The following is a 22805-nucleotide window of genomic DNA, read 5'->3' as shown; positions in this document are numbered from 1 at the left end:
TTATTTTATTTAAAATAAACACTTAAATATGCAGTCATGACGTTATTCTTGACTGCACGATTGTTTGTAAAAATTAAAAAATTTTATTTTAAAAAATTAAGCAGTCCCACCTACAGTCAACTTTTCTATTTTTATAGACGGCTGACCTATCCCTACCGGAATATTTTGACCTTCTTTCCCACACATACCCATACCTTGATCCATTTTCAAATCGTTTCCAACCATTGATATTTGTTGCATAACTTCTAATCCAGATCCAATAAGAGTAATATTTTTAATTGGTGAAAAAATTTTTCCTTTTTTTACTAAGTAGGCTTCTGAAGTGGAAAATACAAATTGTCCAGAAGTAATATCAACTTGTCCTCCAGAAAAATTAATAGCATATATTCCATAATCAATACTCTTAATAATATCTTCTAACTTAGATTCACCAGATGTCATATAAGTATTTGTCATGCGAGGCATAGGTAAATGGGAATAAGATTCACGACGTCCGTTACCAGTAGATTTTGTTCCCATTAAACGAGCGTTAAGTTTATCTTGCATATATTTCTTTAAAATACCATTTTGAATAAGTACGTTGTATTGTCCTGGAACTCCTTCATCATCGATGTTTAATGAACCACGTTGGTTTTTTATTGTTCCATCATCGATTACAGTACATAATTCCGAGGCAACTTTTTTTTCAATCATATTAGTAAAAATTGAAGTTCCTTTTCTATTAAAATCACCTTCTAAACCGTGTCCTACTGCTTCATGTAATAAAACACCAGGCCATCCAGATCCTAAAACAACTGGAAAAGTACCAGAAGGTGCTTCTTTTGAAGATAAATTTAATAAAGCTATACGAACAGCTTCTTTTGTCCAATAATCAACTCTGTTTTCTCCCAAAAAATCATCTTGGGTTATAAAAAAGTTATAATTAGTGCGACTACCTCCTCCACTTCTACCTCTCTCTCTTCTACCTCGTTCTTCTACTAACACACTAACAGAAAATTCAACTAATGGTCTTATGTCTGTGGCTAAATTACCTTCAGTAGAAACAACTAAAATTTGTTCGTATGATCCACTCAAACTCGCATTTACCTGTACAACACGATCATCAATCTTACGTGCTATATGATCTACTCTATAGAGTAAATTAGTTTTTTCACTAGAAGTAAATGTTTTTAATGGATTAATAGGATCATAAAAAAATTTTTTTTCTTGGTTTAATAAAGGTTTAATTTTTATTTTTTCTTTTTTATCAAAAATGCTTTTTGCCATATGAGCACTTTTTCTCACTGCATCTATCGATATTTGATCAGAATATGAAAATCCTGTTGCTTCCCCAGAAACAGCTCTTACGCCAACTCCTTGATCTAAATGATAATTACCTTCTTTTATAATTCTATTTTCTAGCGACCAAGATTCATAAACACGAGATTGAAAATAAAAATCCCCATAATCTATATTATGAGTACAAAAATCTTCTAAACAAGAAAGAACATCTTGTTGATTTATTTTATTTGCAATTAATAAAGACTCGCTAACTAATTTTAATGTCATTTGAATTCACTTTTTACGTTAAAATATTATATTTTTATTATAAAATATTATTTAAAAAAATAAAAAATATTTTTTATAGATATTGTTATATAATATCTTCGAAAATTTTAATAAAAAACTTTAAATAAAATATTTATTCGAGATAATAATGAAAAAAATTATAAACGTATTATTAATAAATGGACCTAACTTAAATCTTTTAGGAACAAGAGAGACTGAAATTTATGGAGATGAAACTTTATCTCATTTAGTAAATGACTTAAAAAAAAGATCAGAAAAACTTAATATATCATTAAGTCATATTCAATCTAATGCCGAACATGTATTAATTGAAAAAATACATTCTTCTAAAAAAGATAAAATTGATTATATTATTATTAATCCTGCAGCGTTTACACATACAAGTATAGCAATAAGAGATGCATTAATTGCTGTTGATATTCCATTTATTGAAGTCCATATTTCTAATATTTATGCAAGAGAAAATTTTCGTTCACATTCATGGTTATCTGACATTTCTAAAGGTGTTATTACAGGTCTAGGTTTTGATGGTTATCGCTGGGCATTAGAAACAATATCAAAAAGATGCTGTTTATAAAAGAAGTATAAATAAAGATTTATTTTAATAAATAAAAAACATCTGATTTGCACCTTCTGCTCTAAGACAAAATTTTAGAAAGTGCAATAAGATTTTAAAATTAATTCATACCATACCTTTTTAATTTTTTTCGCAAAGTACTTCGATTAATACCCATAATTAGAGCAGCTCGTGTTTGATTCCCACGTGTATGCTGCATAATTATATCTAACAACGGGCGTTCTAGTTCGGATAACATTAATTGATATAAGTTAGTTATACATTTGCTATTATCTAAATGTAAAAAATAATTTTCTAAAGATTTCTTTATTAATATACGCAAAGGTTTTTTTACAACTTTATCTTTTTTATCTTTAGTATTAACGACTAAAAACTCTGTATCCATTGACTCTTCTGACATAGAATTATCGACTCTTTAATCTTTTTTGATGTATATATATTATTAATTAAATTTTTTATTAAAACAATAAATCATATTTCGAAAAAGTAATATGTTTTTTTAAAAAAATCTAATTACTTTTAATTTTATTAAAAATATTATATATTTATTTATTTAAATATGAAAGAAGCTCTTTCATATCTTCTGGTAAGGGAGCTGTCCAACTCATTGATTTTTTAGTGATAGGATGAATAAATTCGATATAATTAGCATGTAATGCTTGACGAAAAAAATCAAATTTTTGATAAATATTTCTCTTTTTTTTAAAATAATTAAAACTATAGTTAATACCACCATATAAAGGATCTCCGAGTAAGGGGTATCCAATATGCAACATATGCACACGAATTTGATGCGTACGACCTGTTTCCAATCTAAATGAAACATATGTATGAAATTTAAAATGATCAATTATTTTATAATGTGTAATAGATTTTTTTCCTAAAGAATGAGCCATCATACATATTCTTTTAATAGGATGACGCATTATAGGATAATTCACAATACCACCTGAAATCATATTTCCTTTAACAACACCCTGATATTTTCGGATAATTTTTCTTTTTTTTAGCATTTTTACTAATTTATTATATGAAAAAATTGTTTTGGCAATAACCATTAATCCACTTGTATTTTTATCTAAACGATGAACAATTCCACAACGGGGTATATTACTAATATCAGTATAACGGTGCAATAATGCATTTAAAATTGTTCCATTTTGATTACCCGCTCCTGGATGAACAACTAAACTAGAAGGTTTATTAATAACTAATATATCGTTATCTTCGTAAATAATATTTAATGAAATATTTTCAGGTAAATTACAGTGCACTTTTTCAATAGGAGGATACACAGTAATTTTTTCTCCTCCTAACATTTTTTTATCGGGTTGATTTTCAATTTTTCCGTTAACATAAACATAATTCATAACAATCCATTTTTTTAAACAAGAACGAGAATATTGTATGAAAAATTGAGATAAAATTTGATCTAGTCTTTTTCCAAAAAAACCAATAAAAGGTACAAAAACATTCAATTCTTTTTTTTCCAATGGAATAATCCTTGTTTTGCAATAAAATATATTTATATAAATCTAAACCTTTAATTTTTACAGAATATGATATTCTATAATATTATTAATATTCTATATCTTACTAAGATTCATAGTAATTTATATATTATGTAATTTATATATTATTAAATATAAATATGATCTAAAAAATTTTTTATTAATTTTAAAGAAAACAATACTAATGAAAAAAAACAAAAATTTTGTGTTTATTTTTATGATATTATTTTTAAGTTTTGCAGTATATTCTCAAAATTTAAAAAATCATATTTTTATATCAAATAATTATTTTTACCAAAAATGCAGAATAGAATTAAAAGAAAAAAATTTTTATAAAGCAATATTTGATTTAGAAACAATGAAAAAAAATAATTTTAATAATGATAAAATTAAAATGAATTTAATTTATGCTTATTATAAAGTTTCAGACTTCAAAATAGCTGAAAAAAATATAGAAGAATTTATTAAATTGTATCCAAAACATCCAAATATAGATTATATCTTTTATATAAAAAGTTTGATTGATATATCTCTAGATAAAAAAATATTTCATAATTTTTTTCCTATCCAAACTTATAAAAGCAATCCTATTTATGCAACTAAAGCATTTTTCCAACTTAAAAACTTTATTTATAACTATCCTAATAGCGTATATGTTATAAATGCAAAAAAAGATTTATTTTATTTAAAAAAACGTTTATCAGAATATGATCTAAAAATATTAAAATATTATTTTTTTCACAAAAAATACATAGCAGTTATTAATCGCGGAGAAGAAATACTTCAAAAGTATCCAGAAACATTAGCTGCAATAGATACACTTAAATACATGAAAAAATCTTTTCTTGCATTAAAAATTTTTGATACAGCTGAAAAAATATCTAAAATTATTTTATTAAACACAGTTTAATTTTTTTTGTAAATAAATTAATTTTTATTTTTAATATTTAAGTAAAAAAAATGAAAAAAACAACAAGTGAAATAAGACAAAGTTTCTTAAATTTTTTTAAAGAAAAAGGGCATGTGATTATTCCAAGTAGCTCTTTAATTCCAGAAAATGATTCTACATTACTATTTACTAATGCAGGAATGAATCAATTTAAAGAATATTTTTTGGGTCAAAAACAAAAATTTTATCCGCGTGTTACAACTGTACAACACTGTTTACGAACTGGAGGTAAACACAACGATTTAGAAAATGTAGGATATACAAAGAGACATCATACATTTTTTGAAATGCTTGGTAATTTTAGTTTTAACGATTACTTTAAAAAAGAAGCCATTATGTATGCATGGGAATTACTTACATCGAAAAAATGGTTTAATATAGACAAAAATAAGTTATGGATTTCAGTATACGAAGAGGATGAAGAAACATATGAAATATGGCGTAATATTATCCAAGTTCCTTCAAATCATATTATCAAGATAGGTAATAAAAATAATTCTCAATATGATTCTGAAAATTTTTGGCAAATGGGTGAAACTGGACCATGTGGTCCATGTACAGAAATATTTTATAATTATAATAATTCAGATGAACGTAATGATTTTTTAAAAAATAAAGATGAAGGTTTTATAGAAATTTGGAATATTGTTTTCATAGAATTTAATCGTATTTCTAAAACAAAAATAGTACCTTTAGTAAACAAATCAATAGATACAGGTATGGGTTTAGAAAGAATAACAGCTGTTTTACAAAATGTTCATTCAAATTATAATATTGATATTTTTCAAAAATTGATAAAAAAAATATCTAAATTTACTAAGTTAAAAGATTTAAATAATATTTCTTTAAAAATAATAGCAGATCATATTAGATCTTGTGCATTTCTTATTGCTGAAGATATTTTACCTTCGAATGAACATCGAGGATATGTTTTAAGAAGAATTATCAGAAGAGCACTTAGACATGGTCATAAAATTGGAATAAAAAAAAATTTTTTTTACAAACTAGTTCCTAGTTTAATAGAAATTATGGGTGATTCTGCTGAAATATTGAAAAAAAAAGAAAAAAAAATAAAAAGTACGCTGAAAATAGAAGAAATGCAATTCTCTCAAACATTAGATAAAGGTTTAAAAATACTAAATGCAGAAATAAAAAAAAGTATTAATAAAAAAATTTCTGGAAAAACTGCATTCTATTTGTATGATACATTCGGATTTCCTATTGATTTGACATCTGATGTTTGTCGTGAAAAAAACATAAAAATTGATTTTAAAAGTTATAATATAGCTAAAGAAGAACAAAAAAAAAGATCTAATATAAAAAATAAGTTTTATAAAGATTATAATCAAGATATCATTATCAATGATTCATGTATATTTGAAGGTTATACAAAACATAAAACGAAATCGTTCGTAAAATATATTTTTATAAAAAATAAATCGGTTTCTCTAATCTCAAAAGGCCAAATCGCCACAATTTTTCTTGATAAAACTTCTTTTTATCCAGAATCTGGTGGTCAAATAGGTGACGTAGGTGAATTATATTACAAAAAATCTTGTTTTATAGTAGAAAATACAAAAAAATATGGCGATTCAATCGGACATTTCGGAAAATTGATTTCAGGTAAAATTATTGTTAATGAATTATTATATAGTAAGATTAATCAAACTTATAGAAATTCTATTCAGTTAAATCATTCAGCAACACATCTACTTCATGCTGCATTACAAAAAGTTTTAGGAAAAAATGTTGTTCAAAAGGGTTCTTTAGTAAGTGACACACATTTAAGATTTGATTTCTCTTATTCTAATAATATAAATTTATCTCAAATACAAAAAATTGAAAACGTTATTAATAAAAAAATTCGCAGTAACGATTTAATTAAAATTAAAAATTTAAGTTTAGACGAAGCTAAAAAGAAAAAAGCTATAGCATTATTCGATCACAAATATAAAGATTTTGTGCGAGTCGTATTTATAAAAGACTTTTCTATAGAACTTTGTGGTGGTACTCACACAAAAAGAACTGGAAACATTGGATTATTTAAAATAATAGAACAATCAAACATATCATCAGGAATTAAAAGAATTGAAGCTGTAACTGGACAAAAAGCAATAGATTATTTACATGTTAAAGACAATAATATGCAAAATATATCTTTTCTTTTAAAATGTAAACATTCTAATATAAAGGAAAAAATAGAAAAATTAATAATACAAGTGAAAACTTTAGAAAAAAAAACAGACCAATTACAAAAAAAAGAAAATATATATCAAATTAAAAAATTAATTAAAAATATTGATAACATTAAAGGAATAAATTTATTAATTAACATATTTCAAAATTACGATCAAAAATCAATGAGAATGATAGTTGATCAATTAAAAAAAGAACTAAAGATTGCAATTATTGTACTGATAAATAAAAAGAAAGAAGATTTTACAGTTATTATTGGAGTGACAAAAAACCTAACTAATCATATAACCGCATTAAAAATTATCAACGTTTTTATTCAAAAAACTAACGGAAAGGGAGGGGGAAAGAAAGAAATTGCCGAAGGAGGCAGTATGAATATAAAAACATTACCTATGATTTTAACTAACGTAAAATTATGGATCAAAAAAAAATTAGAAAATATAAAAATAGAAAGTTTTAATAATTAATATTTAACTAAATTGTTCTTAATTTGAATAAAAAAAGACTTGTTTTATAATTATTTTTCTAAAAAATTACTTATAATTAAAAGAATTTTATGTAATGATATATTATTAAGATATTTTATAGTCTACGTTTAACCCCATGTTATTTATAACACCAGGAACCAGATGGGCTGAAATTTTTTTTATTTCAAGGAAAAAAGAAGAATGCTTATTCTAACTCGTCGAGTTGGCGAAACGTTAATAATTGGCGATGAGATAACTGTAACAGTACTAGGAGTTAAAGGTAACCAAGTTCGTGTTGGTGTAAATGCCCCTAAAGAAGTTTCGGTACATCGTGAAGAAATATATCAACGTATTCAGGCTGAAAAAAAGCAAAAAAAAAGTTGATAATAAACACTGCATCTTACTTGTTTTAAGTAAGATGCCTTTTTATTTTTTATAAAAAATATTCTTAAAAAGAAATTGACTTATATTAAAAAAAAAGTAAAATTAAAATAGTAAAAATTTTTTAGTCAGGTGAGATGGCCGAGAGGATTAAGGCGCTCCCCTGCTAAGGGAGTATGCAGAAAAAATCTGCATCGAGGGTTCGAATCCCTCTCTCACCGCCATATTTATTATGTTACTTTTTTTTTAAATTTGCATCCGTAGCTCAGTTGGATAGAGTACTCGGCTACGAACCGAGCGGTCGGAGGTTCGAATCCTTCCGGATGCAAAATAAAAATTCAAAAAAATCTTAATCAATCAAGTACAATAATTAAAAATAAATCCTTATATAAAAAAAAATTGATTTATTTAAAAAATAATTATCTTTTTTAAAAAAATATAGGAGAAAAAATTGATAGAAGATATCTCAAAAAAAATCGCCTGGCTAGAAAATCAACCTGTAATATTAAAAGATATTTTTCGAGGTATTGAACGTGAAACTTTAAGAATTGAAAAAAATGGAAACTTTTCTAATACTAAACATCCATATTTACTTGGCTCATCCTTAACACATAAATGGATTACAACTGATTTTTCAGAAAATTTGTTAGAATTTATCACACCTACTAGTAATAGTATAAATTATTTATTAAAATTTTTAAAAAACTTACATTCTTTTGTAGCATATAAAATACAAAATGAACGAATGTGGCCATTCAGTATTCCGTATCTTTATAATAAATCAACAAATATTAAAATAGCTCAATATGGAAATTCTGATCTTGGAAAAATAAAAAGTCTTTATAGAGAGGGTTTAAAAAATCGATATGGTGATCTAGTAAACACTATTTCAGGTATACATTATAACTTTTCTTTACCGAAAATATTTTGGAAAAATCGGAAAAAATCTGAAAAAAGTTCAGATTATATTTCATGTGGTTACTTAAACTTAATTCGTAATTATTATCGATTTGGATGGATTATTACTTATTTATTTGGCGCGTCACCTGCAATATCAAAATATTTTTTAAAAAATAAAAAATATGAATTTAAAAAAAATATAGAGAATATACTATACTTACCGTGGTCAACCTCATTAAGGTTAAGTGACATTGGATATACTAAAACACCGACTACAGAATTAAATATTATGTTCAATGATTTAAAATCATACATTAAATCTTTACACAAGGCAATAAATACACCTTCAAAAAAGTTTTCTGACATAGGAATAAAAGATAAAAAAGGTAAATTTTTACAATTAAATACGAATATATTGCAAATGGAAAGTGAACTATATACTCCAATAAGGCCAAAAAGAAAAACTAATCCTGGTGAATCACTTTTAGAAGCTCTTGGAAAAAGAGGAATTGAATATGTAGAAATACGTTCTTTAGATATAAATCCATTCTCTTCAATAGGAATAAATAAAAAACAAATACTTATATTAGATTTATTTCTAATCTGGTGTGCACTAATTAATGCACCTAAAATGAATAAAGAAAATTTTTTAGTAAATAATAAAAATTGGGATAAAATTATTTTAGAAGGAAGAAAACCAAATCAAAAAATTTATGTTAACAGCAAATATGAAACAAAAACATTAATTGAAATTGGTGAAACAATTTTTCAAGATTTAAAAAAAATTGCCAAAATACTTGATGATCAATCTAAAAATTTTGAATATCAACAAGCATGTCAAGAAACAATACTCTTTTTTAAAAATCCAGAATTAACTTATTCAGCAAAATTTTTAAAACTTCTAATAAAAAATGGAATAAAAAAAACTGGATTAGATTTGGCAAATAAATATCATAAACAATTTATTAATAAATTTCCTGATAATTCAGACAAAAACATTTTAGAACGTGAAACTATACGTTCGCATCAGAAACAAAAGAAAATAGAAAACAATGAAATTTCATCTAAAAAAATAATTTCTCCCATGCTAAAAGCTAACATGGGAAATAATTAAAAATCAACATAATTTTCCATATTAAGTTTAATTTAATATATATAATTTGTTTAATTATTTTATCTCTAGTAAAAAATAAAAAATAATATTAGATGATTTTTATTGCAATAATTCTTCTACTTTATCTAATTTTTCCCAAGGAAATTCCTCTCTTCCAAAATGTCCGTATACTGCTGTATTAAGATAAATTGGACGAAGAAGATCAAGCATTTTAATTAATCCATAAGGACGTAAATCGAAAATATTACGCACTAAATCAATTAAAGATTTATTACTTATTCTTCCTGTTCTAAAAGTTTCTATCATAATTGAAGTAGGTTCAGCAATTCCAATAGCATAAGATAATTGAATTTCACAACGATCAGCTAATCCTGCTGCAACAATATTTTTAGCTACATATCTTGCTGCATAAGCAGCAGAACGATCTACTTTTGAAGGATCTTTACCAGAAAAAGCACCTCCTCCATGTCTTGACATTCCTCCATAAGTATCTACAATAATTTTACGACCTGTTAAACCACAGTCTCCCATAGGACCTCCAATAACAAATCTACCTGTAGGATTTATAAAAAATTTTGTATTTTTAGTTAACCATTTTCTAGGTAAAATTGGTTTTATAATTTCTTCCATAACAGCTTCTTTTAAAATATGCTGCCTAATATTTTCTTTATGTTGAGTAGAAAAAACTACTGTATCTATTCCAAGTATGCGTCCATTTTTGTATTTAAACGTTACTTGGCTTTTAGCATCTGGTCTAAGCCAATGTAAAATGTTTTTTTTTCTTAATTCAGATTGTTTTTTTACCAATAAATGTGCATAAGTAATAGGTGCAGGCATTAACACTTCTGTTTCATTGGTAGCATAACCAAAAATAATTCCTTGATCTCCTGCCCCTTGTTCTAAAGGATCGATACGATCTACTCCTTGAGTAATGTCAGGTGATTGTTTTCCTATAGTACTAAGTACGGCACAAGAATTAGCATCGAAACCTGTTTCAGAATTAATATAACCAATATTATTAATAGTGTTTCTAGTAATTTCTTCAACATCAACCCAAGCTGTAGTTGTAATTTCACCTCCAATTAAAACCATACCTGTTTTAACATAAGTTTCACATGCTACTCTTGCTTTTAAATCTTGTTTAATAATTTCATCTAATAAAGCATCAGAAATTTGATCTGCAATTTTATCAGGATGTCCTTCTGAAACTGATTCTGATGTAAAAAGATATTCAGTCATTTTTTGTTTACCTTTTTTTAAAATTCTGAAAAATTAAAAAATATTTGAATGAAAGATATGCTAATATTTCTATCTAATTTAAAATGTTATTAAAAATAATACTTGATTAACATATTTATTTAAAATAAAAAATAAAGAATTACTTATTTAATACAAATTAACTTTTAAAAAGATAAATCAACATGATAAAAAAAATAATTTTTGTTATAATTAGTATATTTTTTTTTTATCTTCAACTAAAAGAAATAACTTTAAAAAAAATTATATACAAAATTTTCAACAAGCTAAAAATATTGCAATCAAAATCCATAAAAATGCACCTGGATCGTTTTATTGCGGATGTAAAATTATTTGGAATGGAAAAAAAGGAGTACCTGATTTATCATCATGTGGATATAAAATTAGAAAAAATAAAAACCGAGCAATGAGAATAGAATGGGAACATGTAGTACCAGCATGGAAATTTGGACATGAAAAAAAATGTTGGAAAAATGGAGGACGAAAAAAATGCATAAAAAACAAATTATATAAAAAAATTGAATTTGATCTTCATAACTTACAACCTGCTATTGGAGAAATAAATGGAGATCGATCTAATTTTCAATATGGACAATTAAACAGTCATATCGAACAATATGGTAAATGCAATATGAAAATAGATTTTAAAAAACAAGTAGCTGAACCACCTAAAAGAGCTAGGGGAAAAATAGCTCGAACTTATTTTTATATGAGTGAAACATATAAAATTAAACTATCTAAAATAGAAAAAAAATTATTAAAAATATGGGATATTAGTTTTCCTGTTACTAAATGGGAATGTGAAAGAGAAAAATTAATATTTCAAGTACAAGGAAATCATAATAATTATGTTTATAAAAAATGTAAAACTTCTTATTCAAAAATAAAAAATTAAAAAAATGAAAAAACGTATTCCAAGAATTTATATTGAAGATTATTTAAATATTAATCAAGTGATATCATTACCAAAATCTTATACACACTACATAAAAAGAGTATTACGGATGGGAGAAAAAGATAAATTAGAAATATTTAACAATACTAATTGCATTTTCTTTTCCGAAATAATAGAAATTAATAGTCAAAAAATAAAAATAATTATTTTAAAAAAACAAATAAAAAATCTTGAATCACCATTATCAATTCATTTAGGACAAGTAATGTCAAAAAATGAAAAAATGAATTTTTCTATTCAAAAATCTGTTGAGTTAGGAGTCAATACGATTACACCACTATTTTCAGAATATTGTAATATTCAAGAAAATTTAATATGTTTTTCAAAAAAACATACACGTTGGAAAAATATAGCAATTTCCGCTTGTCAACAATGTAATCGTAATAATATTCCTGAAATTAGAAGTCCAGAATACATACTTACATGGTGTAAAAAAGTATATAATAATGAGACTAAAATAGTATTTGATCCAAATGCTGTTTTAACAATTAATGAAATACCTAAAAAAATTAATTTTATTCGATTTTTGATTGGTTGTGAAGGTGGGTTTTCATTCTTAGAAATTAAAAAAATCATTAAATATGGATTTATTCCTATTAGATTAGGACCTAGAATTTTAAGAACAGAGACAGCTGTAATTGCAGCAATTACTGCTTTACAAATAAAATTTGGTGATTTAAGTTAATTTTAATGAAAAAAATGTATTTTATTAGGAGTTAAAACAACAGGTAAAGAAATATCCCAAGGCTGTCTAGGTATGTAATTTACGAACTGAAAGTCATAAGCTATTCCTATTGGAATAAAATTTTTTATTTTCCAATTCATTAAAAAATAATCATAAAAACCTCCACCCATACCAAGCCTAACACCTTTTCTATCAAAAGCAACTAGAGGTACTATTATCAAATCTAAATCTGACTCTAAAATAATATCTTTAACGTCATAGAACGGTTCTAATATATTATATTTGTTATAATATAAAATAGATCGAGAAGTAAACGGAACAAAAAACATTTTTCTTGAATAAATAGAACTTACTATAGGGAGAAATATATTTTTTTTCTTTAACCACAATTTTAAAATTAAGGGATATGTATTTATTTCTCCATCAAATGATAAAAAACAAGCAATATTTTTAGCATTACAAATAAGATTACAATTCAATGCAGTTCTTAAAATTTTGTTTGATGCATCATATTGTTTTGTTAACGTCACTGAATTACGTACTATTCGAACATAAGATCGAATTTCTTTTCTATTTTTTAAAAATTTAGTTGACATGATGTATATAAATTATAAAATTAGTGATTTTTAACAATTAAATTTAATTGTTAATAATCTTAACTCCTTTTTTAGTACCAATTAAAACAATGTCTGCAACTCGTGAAGCGAATAAACCCACACTTACTACTCCAGGTAATGCATTTATTTTTTTTTCTATTGAGATTGGATCATGTATATATAAATTATATACATCTATAATTATGTTTCCATTGTCTGTTATAATATTTTCTCTCAATTTTGGTTGTCCGCCTATTTTTAACATTTCTTTTGAAATATAGGATAATGCCATAGGAATTATTTCGATAGGTAATGGAAAAGTGCCTAAAATCTTTACTTTTTTTGATTCATCAATAATACAAATAAATTTTTTTGACATAGCAGCAATAATTTTTTCTCTTGTTAAAGCTGCTCCACCACCTTTAATCATTTGCATTGCATTGTTAATTTCATCCGCACTATCTACATAGATTTCTAATGAATCAAAGGTGTTTAAATCTAATACTTTTATTCCATTTTTTTTCAATAAAAAAGTAGAAGAATTAGAACTAGAAACAGCTCCAGATATTAAATTTTTTACTGTGCTTAAGGCTTGAATAAAATAGAAAACAGTGCTACCTGTTCCTATTCCTATAACAGTTCCAGGACAAATATAATCTAATGCAGCCCATGCTGCTTTTTTTTTTAATTCATTTAAATTCATAGCATAAAAAACCTATTTTATTTTAAATAAATATTCTAAAATAGAAAAGAATAATAGATTTTTAACATTATTAAATTGATAATTTAATTATCTATAATTTCGATAATATAAAAAATAATTTTATATATTTAAAAAATACTTTTTTTATATAGATAAGAAAAAGATATTTCTAGAATGGCTGGGGTACCTGGATTCGAACCAGGGATGCCGGTATCAAAAACCGGTGCCTTAACCACTTGGCTATACCCCATTATCATTACAGATTTTTTAAAAGAAGAATATTTAATATACGGGAGGCGAGATTTGAACTCGCACACCTTACGGCGCCAGAACCTAAATCTGGTGCGTCTACCTATTTCGCCACTCCCGCTACTAATGGTGGCTACGACGGGAATTGAACCCATGACCCCAGCGTTATGAGTGCTGTGCTCTAACCAACTGAGCTACGTAGCCTTATTAAAAATATAAAATATTTTTTTAAGGTTTTATAAAGATATCACTGTTATTATTTTATAATATAAAAAGTGAATAATCAATATAATTATTTACGTAAAACAAGTAATTTTTTATATGTTTTAATAAAAAAATGAGCTTTAAAAAAATGAATACTAAAATAGCAAAAAATAGTAATAATTTTATTTATAAAATTATCAATGAAGATTTAAAAAAAAATAAAAATTTATTATTACATACCCGTTTTCCTCCTGAACCTAATGGATATCTTCATATTGGACATGCTAAATCAATATGTTTAAATTTTGAACTTGCAAATTTATACAATGGATATTGCAATCTTCGTTTTGATGACACAAATCCTATTAAGGAAAATATCAAGTATGTTAATTCGATTCAAAACGATATTAAATGGTTAGGTTATAAATGGCATGAAAAAATTCGTTATTCTTCTGAACATTTTTCAAAATTGTATGAATATGCAAAAGAATTAATTCAAAAAGGTTTAGCATATGTAGATGAATTAACAAAACAAGAAATACGTGAGTACAGAGGAACTTTAAATACTATAGGAAAAAAAAGTCCTTATAGAGATAGAAGTGTTAAAGAAAACTTGAAATTATTCGAAAAAATGAGACAAGGAAAATTTAATGAAGGAGAAGCATGTTTACGTGCTAAAATTAATATGAGTTCTTCATTTATTGTTATGCGTGATCCAGTATTGTATCGAATTATTTTTTCCACACATCATCAAACTAAAAATAAATGGTGTATATATCCTACATACGATTTTGCTCATTGTCTTTCTGACTCCATTGAAGGTATAACACATTCTTTTTGTACATTAGAATTTCAAGATAATAGAAATCTATATAACTGGATTTTAAAAAAAACTAGTGTTACACATTATTCAAAACAGTATGAGTTCTCTAGATTAAATTTAGAATATTCAATTTTATCTAAAAGAAAAATTGCAGTTTTAATTGAAAAAAAAATAGTTAATGGATGGGATGATCCACGAATATTAACTATTTCAGGACTAAGAAGGAAAGGATATACAGCATCTTCTATTCGTGAATTTTGTCATAGAATTGGTGTTACTAAGCAAAATAATTTAGTGGAGTTTTCTATGCTAGAATACTGTATTAGAAATGAACTAAATCAAAAAGCAGTACGCACTATGGCTGTATTAGAACCAATTAAAATATTTTTATATAATATAGATGATAATCATGAAGAAAAATTAATAGTTCCAAATCATCCAAACAATCCAAATTTAGGAACTCACGAAATTATATTTACAAATACTATATACATTGAACGAGAAGATTTTAAAGAAAAATACGATAAAAAATATAAAAGATTAAAAATTGGAGAGGAAATTCGTTTAAGATATTCGTACATAATAAAAGCAGAAAAAATAGAAAAAGACAAAAATGGTAATATTATTAATATAATATGTTTCTGTGATGTTAATAGTTTAGGAAAAAAGCCAGTCAATAAAAAAAATCCTGCGGTAATTCACTGGATTTCAATAAAAAATTCATTTCCAGCTCAATTTAAATTATATAATCAATTATTTAAAATAAAAAATCCTGAACAAGAAGAAAATTTCTTATCTTTTTTAAATTCTAATTCATTAATAGTCAAAAATGGTTTTATCGAAAAAAAATTAGCTCAAAAAATAATAAAAAAAATAAATAAAAATTTTATACATTTATTTTTTCAATTCGAAAGAATTGGTTATTTTTGTTTAGATAAACTTGATTCAAAAGAAAACAAATTAGTTTTTAATCGCACCGTTAATTTACGAGATTCATGGAATTTGAAAAAAAAATGAAAAATTAAAAATGTATATTATAGCCAATGTTTTTTAAATAAAAAAATTTTATATTTTTAAAAACTTTTTAAGTTAATTTTTATTAAAAAATTTAATTAAATATTAAAAATTTTAAACTACCTATTCATTTTAACTAATGTTTTTACATTTAGCATGACTAAAAATTATATTTTTATAACTGGTGGCGTAGTGTCATCTTTAGGAAAAGGTATTGCGGCTGCTTCATTAGGAGCTATATTAGAAGCACGAAATTTAAAAATAACTATTATGAAGTTAGATCCATATATTAACGTTGATCCAGGAACAATGAGTCCTATTCAACATGGAGAAGTGTTTGTTACTGAAGATGGTGCTGAAACTGACTTGGATCTAGGTCATTATGAACGTTTTATTCGAACAAAAATGACATGTTTAAATAATTTTACTACTGGAAGTATTTATTCTGAAGTTTTAAAAAAAGAAAGAAGAGGTGATTATTTAGGTTCCACTATTCAAGTCATACCTCATATTACTAACGCTATTAAAGACAGAATTATTTTGTGTTCTCAAAATAGCGACATTATTCTTGTCGAAATAGGTGGAACAGTTGGAGATATTGAATCTTTACCGTTTCTAGAAGCTATTCGTCAATTAGCAGTAGATATTGGACGTAAAAATGTAATATATATACATTTAACACTCGTACCATATATAAAAACAGCTGGAGAAATTAAAACTAAACCCACTCAACATTCAGTAAAGGAATTGCTATCGATTGGAATACAACCAGATATTTTAATCTGTCGTTCTCAACAAACAGTTCCAAAAAACGAAAGAAAAAAAATTGCATTATTTTGCAATGTTCCAGTGAATGCTGTAATCTCTTTAAAAGACGTAGATTCAATATATACAATACCAAAATTGTTAAAAGATCAAAAATTAGATAATTATATTTGCGAATATTTTAAATTAGATGTTCCTGAAGCTAATTTAAAAGAATGGGAAAAAGTTATTTATGAAGAAAAAAATGCTAACAATGAAATTATTATTGGTATAATTGGAAAGTATGTTAAATTACCTGATGCGTATAAATCCGTAATAGAAGCACTTAAACACGCAGGATTAAAAAATAAAATTAAAGTAAAAATAGAATTAATCAATTCTCAAGAAATAGAAAATAAAAATTTTAAGTTATTAAAAAATCTTAATGGTATTTTAATACCAGGTGGTTTTGGAGATCGTGGTGTGACAGGAAAATTATTATCTGTTCAATACGCACGTGAAAACAACGTTCCATATTTTGGAATATGCTTGGGAATGCAAATAGCAATTATAGAATTTGCACAAAATGTTATAGGAATTAAAGACGCTAACTCTACAGAATTTGATCCAAAATGTACATTTCCTGTTATTGATTTGATTAAAACTAAAAAAAATAACACAAAAGATATAACTAATGGAAAAAATAATAATAATTCTAATTTGGGAGGTACTATGCGATTAGGAAGTCAACCCTGTAAATTAATTATTAATAGTTTATCTAGAAAGTTATATAAAAAAGATATTATTATAGAACGGCATAGACATCGCTACGAAGTAAATAATATTTTATTAAAAAGAATAGAAAAAAACGGATTAAGAATCGCAGGACGTTCTAAAAAAAATAATGTAGTTGAAATTATAGAAATTTTTAATCATCCATGGTTTATTGGTTGCCAATTTCATCCTGAATTTACTTCCACACCACGCGATGGGCATCCGTTGTTCATAGATTTTATTAAATCAGCAAAAAAAAATAAAAAAATAATTTTAAAATAAAGGTAAAAAATGTCTAAAATAACAAAAATAATTGGTCGTGAAATAATTGATTCTAGAGGTAATCCCACTGTAGAATGTGAAGTTTTTCTTGAAGGAGGTTTTATTGGTTTAGCTTCAGTACCTTCTGGAGCTTCAACAGGTTCTTTTGAAGCATGGGAATTAAGAGATCAAAATAAAAATCGATTTATGGGTAAAGGTGTTCAAAAAGCAGTCGAAATAATAAACAATAAAATTTTTCACGCTTTAAAAAACAAAAATGCAAAAGATCAATTTGACATCGATCAAACTATGATAAATTTAGATGGTACAGAAAATAAATCTAATTTAGGTGCTAATTCAATTTTATCAGTATCTTTAGCAATTGCGAAAGCAGCTGCTGCTTCTAAAGGAATGCCTTTATATCAACATATTGCAGAAATTAATGATACACCAGGTGTTTTTTCAATGCCCTTACCAATGATTAATATAATTAATGGTGGAAAACACGCTAATAATAATATTGATCTTCAAGAATTTATGATACAACCTATTTCAGCTAAATCGATAAAAGAAGCTATACGTATCGGAGCAGAAATCTTTTATTCATTAGGAAACTTACTAAAAGATAAAGGAATGAGTACTACAGTAGGAGACGAAGGAGGATATGCTCCAAATTTTAAATCCAACGAAGAAGCGTTAAACACAATTCAAGATGCAATATATAAAACTAAATACAAATTAGGAGAAGATATCACAATAGCCATAGATTGTGCAGCTTCTGAATTATATAATAAAACTAGAAAAAAATATCAATTTATAGGAGAAGGAATTCAATTTAGTTCACAAGAACTAACTCATTATTTAGAAAATTTATCAAATAAATATCCTATTGTTTCTATAGAAGATGGACAAGATGAATCAGATTGGGAAGGTTTTTTATATCAAACAAAAAAATTAGGTAATAAAATTCAATTAGTAGGAGATGATTTATTTGTTACTAATAAAAAGATTTTGAAAAAAGGAATTAAAAAAGGTATTGCAAATGCAATTTTAATAAAATTAAACCAAATTGGAACATTAACTGAAACAATTGAAACTATTAAAATGGCAAAAAAATTTAATTATGGTGTTATTATTTCTCATCGTTCAGGTGAAACAGAAGATACATCAATAGCAGATTTATCAGTAGGAACAGCATCAGGACAAATCAAAACAGGATCTATGAGTCGTTCTGATAGAACGGCTAAATATAATCAATTAATCAGAATAGAAGAAAAATTAGGTGAAAAAAACGCTCCTTTCCATGGACTAAAAATAATTAACTAATCTTTTTTAAGATAAAAAAAATTCTTAGAGAGAATCAGGTATTTTAAAAAATATGCCTGTTTCTCATTAATATAAAACATTAAAAACTTTTATGAGTCTAACTATGCATTATCCAATTAATGAAATGTTTCAAACAATACAAGGTGAAGGCTACTATGTTGGAACACCATCAATCTTTATTAGATTGCAAGGATGTCCAGTACATTGTAGATGGTGTGATACTAAATATACATGGGAATGCAATAATCAAGATCAGATTTCTTATGAAAAAATAATAATGAAAAAAAAGTCAAATAGAAAATGGAGTTATATTAATTCTAAAGAAATTATTTTAATAATAAAAAAAAAAAAATGGACTGCTAAACATGTTGTCATTACTGGTGGTGAACCATGTTTATACAATCTTTTAGAGATTACAAAAGAACTAGAAAAAAAAGGTTATAAATGTCAAATAGAAACCAGTGGAACTGAATTAATCAGATGTTCTTTAAATACTTGGATTACACTTTCTCCTAAAATAAATCAAAAAACACTAGATACATCAATATTACGTGCTAATGAAATTAAATACCCTGTTTTAAAAGAAGAAGATTTATTTTATTTAGAAAATATTTTAAAAAAAATAAAAAATAAAAAAAATAATTTAATTTTTTTACAACCAATTAGTCAAAATGAAGAAGCATTAAACGTTTGTATTAAAACATGTATAATAAAAAATTGGCGATTATCAATACAAATACATAAGTATCTCAAAATTCAATAAAACTCTATGTTTGAAATTTTAACAACCCTGATAAATACATCCTGTTGTACATGTTTCTTTAATTATAATAGTATTTAAAATAGATAATTTAGGTTTTAAACGATCCCAAATCCACTTAGCTAAAATTTCACTTGTTGGATTTTCTAAACCTGGAATATCATTTAAAAAATGATGATCCAACTGATCATAAATAGGTTGAAATACTAGTTTAATTTCAGAATAATCCATTATCCAACCTTTTTTTTTATTAATTTTGTCTTTTAGTTCTAAACGAACAAAAAAAGAATGACCATGTAATCGTCTGCATTTATGTGTTGTGGGAACATACGGCAAATAATGTGCTGCTTCGAATTGAAAATCTTTAAATATAATAGTTTTCATATACTTCTCAATATAGTATTAAAAAATTAATAAAATTTTTAATTATGTTTATTTTTTTAAACTAGGCAATAAATTTAATGGATTAACAGGTTCACCTTTATGACGTATTTCAAAATATAATTTACCTGAATTATTATTTGATGAACCCATAACGGCAATTTTTTTATTTTTATATACTTTATCTTTTTGTTTAACAAAAATAGATTCGTTAAATCCATATATACTCAAGTAATCGTTTTTATGTTTAATAATAATTAATTTACCATAACTTTCAAAATTATTATCAACATATACTACTTCTCCAGAATCAGCTGCAAAAACAGGTTGCCCTGCAAAACCAGAAATTTCAATTCCGTGTCGATTATTAATTTGAAAACGAGAAAAACTTTTTATATTTGGGTTTTTTATAGGCCAAGACCAATTGTTGGAAACAATAATTATGTTTTTTTGAAATTGAATATATTTTTTTTCATCTATTTTTTTTTTATAGAAAGAACATATTTTAGTAAAAAATTGATTTTTTTTAATCAAAATTTCAATATTTGATAATTTTTCAAAAAAAGATTTACAAGAATTATATTCTTTTTTTACTTTATTAGTATAATTAAAAAAAGAAAAATTTAAATGATTAATATTATTAATTTTAATATTTGCTATCCATATTTTTTGACCTACAAATATTTTATAAGGTTTTTTAATTTTATTAAATCTTGATAGTTGGTTATAATTGTAACCAAAACGTTTAGATATAGAATATAATGTATCTTTTTTTTTAATAATGTAAAAAACATGGAAAATATTTTTTTTAAAAGAAATAATATACTCATGATTACTGATAAAAATCTTATTTTTTTCAAAAAAATATTTCTTGTTATTTCTTAATAAAGAAAAACATTCTTTTTTTTTAAAAAAATAAGATCTTCTAAATATTTTTTATAAAATTTATCCTGTAAAATTTTAGAATTATTAAAAAAGGCATTTTTTTTATTAATTGAATTTCCAAAAGCAAAATTTTTGCAGAGAAAAAACATAAAGATTAAAAAAAATAATTTGTACATTAAAAGTTTTAATTGCATTAAATTATACCGTTTAATTACATAAATAACAAAATTAAGTAACAAATTTATTAAAAAAAGTAGTGTATTATACTAAAAAACACTTTTAATATATATTAAATTGTGTTAATTTTGTAAATGACTATTTTTAGATTTTACAATCATTACAATTGATTGACAGGCTATTCCTTCTTTTCTTCCGATGCATCCTATCATTTTAGAACTTGTAGATTTTACGCTGACTTTTTCTATCTTAATATTAAGATCTGATGCTATATTGGACCTCATAAGAAAAACATAAGATAATATCTTAGGAGTTTCAGTAATAATAGTAATATCAATGTTACATATACGATAATGTTTTGAATAAATTATTTTCCAAACATGTTTTAATAAAATTCTACTATTAATATTCTTATATTTTTCGTTTTCACTTGGGAAAAGAGTTCCAATATCCCCCATAGCAGTAGCTCCTAGTAATGCGTCTATTAAAGAATGTATTAATAAATCACCATTAGAATGAGCAATTAAACCTTGATTATGAGGTATTTGAACACCTCCAATAATTAATGGTTTTATACCACCAAATGCATGAATATCAAAACCATATCCAATTCTCATTATAAATATATCCTCTTAATTCTTTAATAATTCTTTCAGATAAAATTCTGCAAAAAAAAGATCTTCAGGATAAGTTATTTTAATATTTTTATAACTTCCTAAAACGATTAATGGATGATATCCACAATATTCTAATGCCGACGCTTCATCTGTTATATTTATTTTATCTTCAATGATCTTTTTTAAACAAAATCGTAATAAATTTATTGGAAATAATTGAGGAGTTAAAGCATGCCATAAATGATTTCTAGGGAGAGTATGTAATATTTTTTTGTTTTTGTAATTACTATATTTAATAGTATCACATACAGGTCGAGCTAAAATGCCACCTACTTTGCTATTTTTAGTGATAGCTATTAAATTTTCTAAATCTTGATAACTCAAACAAGGACGAACTGCATCATGAATTATTACCCATTTAGCATCTGTTTCTATGATTAAACCAGATAAAACTGAATGTATTCTTTCATTACCACCTAATACAGAGAAAACACGTAAATCAGATGATATAGATAATTTTTGAAAATAATTATCTTCTTGATGCAAACTTACAACAATACGAACTATGTTAGGATGTGATAATAATGTTTTTAAAGTATATTCAAGAATAGTACGATTTTTAATTTTTATATATTGTTTAGGAAAATCTAGTTCCATTCTTCTACCTATTCCTGCAGCTGGTACTACAGCGATAATTTTTAGTTTAGGTGAATTAATTAATTTCATTTAA

The 22805-nt window shown here is 24.9% G+C and carries 21 protein-coding genes and 5 tRNA genes; 13 read left to right on the top strand and 13 right to left on the bottom strand.

Features of this window, described 5'->3' with window-relative positions; all coding sequences use genetic code 11:
* Positions 1–96: 96 nt before the first annotated feature.
* A complete protein-coding gene (gene tldD / locus QZ401_RS01450; RefSeq protein ID WP_295164288.1) occupies positions 97–1548 on the bottom strand; it encodes a metalloprotease TldD in 1452 nt (483 codons plus the stop codon).
* A gap of 148 nt (positions 1549–1696) precedes the next feature.
* Here tldD and aroQ point away from each other — a divergent pair, with 148 nt between their 5' ends.
* Positions 1697–2146 carry a type II 3-dehydroquinate dehydratase gene (gene aroQ / locus QZ401_RS01445; RefSeq protein ID WP_295164286.1) on the top strand — a complete coding sequence of 150 codons (450 nt, stop codon included), beginning with the start codon at positions 1697–1699 and terminating at the stop codon, positions 2144–2146.
* 100 nt (positions 2147–2246) lie between these two features.
* On the opposite strand, the gene fis is transcribed toward aroQ, so the two are convergent.
* Together fis and rluD are read right to left on the bottom strand one after the other, a co-directional pair.
* Entirely contained in the window at positions 2247–2546 is a 300-nt protein-coding gene (fis, locus tag QZ401_RS01440) for a DNA-binding transcriptional regulator Fis (RefSeq protein ID WP_295164284.1), read from the bottom strand.
* Between the two features lie 145 nt (positions 2547–2691).
* A complete protein-coding gene (gene rluD, locus QZ401_RS01435) occupies positions 2692–3639 on the bottom strand; it encodes a 23S rRNA pseudouridine(1911/1915/1917) synthase RluD (RefSeq protein WP_295164283.1) in 948 nt (315 codons plus the stop codon).
* A 202-nt stretch (positions 3640–3841) separates the two neighbouring features.
* Here rluD and QZ401_RS01430 point away from each other — a divergent pair, with 202 nt between their 5' ends.
* From QZ401_RS01430 to gshA, 6 genes are all read left to right on the top strand, one after another.
* Positions 3842–4567, top strand: a complete 726-nt coding sequence (locus QZ401_RS01430; RefSeq protein WP_295164282.1) for an outer membrane protein assembly factor BamD — start codon at positions 3842–3844, stop codon at positions 4565–4567.
* Between the two features lie 50 nt (positions 4568–4617).
* Positions 4618–7269, top strand: coding sequence for an alanine--tRNA ligase (gene alaS / locus QZ401_RS01425; protein ID WP_295164281.1), 2652 nt, complete (start codon positions 4618–4620; stop codon positions 7267–7269).
* Positions 7270–7470: 201 nt separating this feature from the next.
* A complete protein-coding gene (gene csrA, locus QZ401_RS01420) occupies positions 7471–7653 on the top strand; it encodes a carbon storage regulator CsrA (RefSeq protein ID WP_295164280.1) in 183 nt (60 codons plus the stop codon).
* A 128-nt stretch (positions 7654–7781) separates the two neighbouring features.
* A tRNA-Ser gene (locus tag QZ401_RS01415) sits at positions 7782–7874 on the top strand.
* 30 nt (positions 7875–7904) lie between these two features.
* A tRNA-Arg gene (locus tag QZ401_RS01410) sits at positions 7905–7978 on the top strand.
* Between the two features lie 123 nt (positions 7979–8101).
* Entirely contained in the window at positions 8102–9664 is a 1563-nt protein-coding gene (gene gshA / locus QZ401_RS01405; RefSeq protein WP_295164279.1) for a glutamate--cysteine ligase, read from the top strand.
* 99 nt (positions 9665–9763) lie between these two features.
* Here gshA and metK read toward each other — a convergent pair whose 3' ends face one another.
* Positions 9764–10903 carry a methionine adenosyltransferase gene (gene metK / locus QZ401_RS01400; protein WP_295164277.1) on the bottom strand — a complete coding sequence of 380 codons (1140 nt, stop codon included), beginning with the start codon at positions 10901–10903 and terminating at the stop codon, positions 9764–9766.
* A 217-nt stretch (positions 10904–11120) separates the two neighbouring features.
* Here metK and QZ401_RS01395 point away from each other — a divergent pair, with 217 nt between their 5' ends.
* Complete coding sequence (locus QZ401_RS01395) at positions 11121–11816, top strand: endonuclease (RefSeq protein WP_295164866.1); 696 nt, start codon at positions 11121–11123, stop codon at positions 11814–11816.
* A 4-nt stretch (positions 11817–11820) separates the two neighbouring features.
* Positions 11821–12561, top strand: coding sequence for a 16S rRNA (uracil(1498)-N(3))-methyltransferase (locus QZ401_RS01390; protein ID WP_295164274.1), 741 nt, complete (start codon positions 11821–11823; stop codon positions 12559–12561).
* Positions 12562–12563: 2 nt separating this feature from the next.
* On the opposite strand, the gene QZ401_RS01385 is transcribed toward QZ401_RS01390, so the two are convergent.
* The 5 genes from QZ401_RS01385 to QZ401_RS01365 all read right to left on the bottom strand — a co-directional run bounded on the left by QZ401_RS01385 (position 12564) and on the right by QZ401_RS01365 (position 14313).
* Positions 12564–13157 carry a 5-formyltetrahydrofolate cyclo-ligase gene (locus QZ401_RS01385; RefSeq protein ID WP_295164272.1) on the bottom strand — a complete coding sequence of 198 codons (594 nt, stop codon included), beginning with the start codon at positions 13155–13157 and terminating at the stop codon, positions 12564–12566.
* Positions 13158–13200: 43 nt separating this feature from the next.
* Positions 13201–13860, bottom strand: coding sequence for a ribose-5-phosphate isomerase RpiA (gene rpiA, locus QZ401_RS01380; RefSeq protein ID WP_295164270.1), 660 nt, complete (start codon positions 13858–13860; stop codon positions 13201–13203).
* A 175-nt stretch (positions 13861–14035) separates the two neighbouring features.
* A tRNA-Gln gene (locus tag QZ401_RS01375) sits at positions 14036–14110 on the bottom strand.
* A 38-nt stretch (positions 14111–14148) separates the two neighbouring features.
* Positions 14149–14230 (bottom strand) — tRNA-Leu (locus tag QZ401_RS01370).
* Between the two features lie 6 nt (positions 14231–14236).
* Positions 14237–14313 (bottom strand) — tRNA-Met (locus QZ401_RS01365).
* A 148-nt stretch (positions 14314–14461) separates the two neighbouring features.
* Here QZ401_RS01365 and glnS point away from each other — a divergent pair.
* From glnS to queE, 4 genes are all read left to right on the top strand, one after another.
* On the top strand, positions 14462–16153 hold the full coding sequence (gene glnS, locus QZ401_RS01360) for a glutamine--tRNA ligase (protein WP_295164267.1): 1692 nt from the start codon (positions 14462–14464) through the stop codon (positions 16151–16153).
* A gap of 153 nt (positions 16154–16306) precedes the next feature.
* Positions 16307–17950, top strand: coding sequence for a CTP synthase (locus tag QZ401_RS01355; RefSeq protein WP_295164265.1), 1644 nt, complete (start codon positions 16307–16309; stop codon positions 17948–17950).
* Between the two features lie 9 nt (positions 17951–17959).
* Entirely contained in the window at positions 17960–19255 is a 1296-nt protein-coding gene (gene eno / locus QZ401_RS01350) for a phosphopyruvate hydratase (RefSeq protein WP_295164263.1), read from the top strand.
* Positions 19256–19358: 103 nt separating this feature from the next.
* The gene (queE, locus tag QZ401_RS01345) at positions 19359–20018 is read left to right on the top strand and encodes a 7-carboxy-7-deazaguanine synthase QueE (protein ID WP_295164262.1); all 660 of its coding nucleotides are present in this window, start codon (positions 19359–19361) and stop codon (positions 20016–20018) included.
* Between the two features lie 18 nt (positions 20019–20036).
* On the opposite strand, the gene queD is transcribed toward queE, so the two are convergent.
* From queD to ispD, 4 genes are all read right to left on the bottom strand, one after another.
* The gene (gene queD, locus QZ401_RS01340) at positions 20037–20399 is read right to left on the bottom strand and encodes a 6-carboxytetrahydropterin synthase QueD (protein WP_295164259.1); all 363 of its coding nucleotides are present in this window, start codon (positions 20397–20399) and stop codon (positions 20037–20039) included.
* Positions 20400–20447: 48 nt separating this feature from the next.
* Positions 20448–20930 (bottom strand): peptidoglycan DD-metalloendopeptidase family protein, encoded by a 483-nt coding sequence (locus QZ401_RS01335; RefSeq protein WP_295164257.1) that lies wholly within the window; start codon positions 20928–20930, stop codon positions 20448–20450.
* A gap of 650 nt (positions 20931–21580) precedes the next feature.
* Positions 21581–22075: a 2-C-methyl-D-erythritol 2,4-cyclodiphosphate synthase gene (gene ispF / locus QZ401_RS01330; protein WP_295164256.1), complete on the bottom strand. Its 495-nt coding sequence runs from the start codon at positions 22073–22075 to the stop codon at positions 21581–21583.
* Between the two features lie 15 nt (positions 22076–22090).
* Positions 22091–22801, bottom strand: a complete 711-nt coding sequence (ispD, locus tag QZ401_RS01325) for a 2-C-methyl-D-erythritol 4-phosphate cytidylyltransferase (RefSeq protein ID WP_295164254.1) — start codon at positions 22799–22801, stop codon at positions 22091–22093.
* Positions 22802–22805 lie beyond the last annotated feature (4 nt).

The sequence above is a fragment of the uncultured Buchnera sp. genome (genome assembly GCF_913776765.1).
In the GTDB taxonomy this organism is placed as follows: Bacteria; Pseudomonadota; Gammaproteobacteria; order Enterobacterales; family Enterobacteriaceae; genus Buchnera; species Buchnera aphidicola_AO.
Note: the sequence above shows the minus strand (reverse complement) of the source record. Positions and strands in the feature narration are given on the sequence as shown.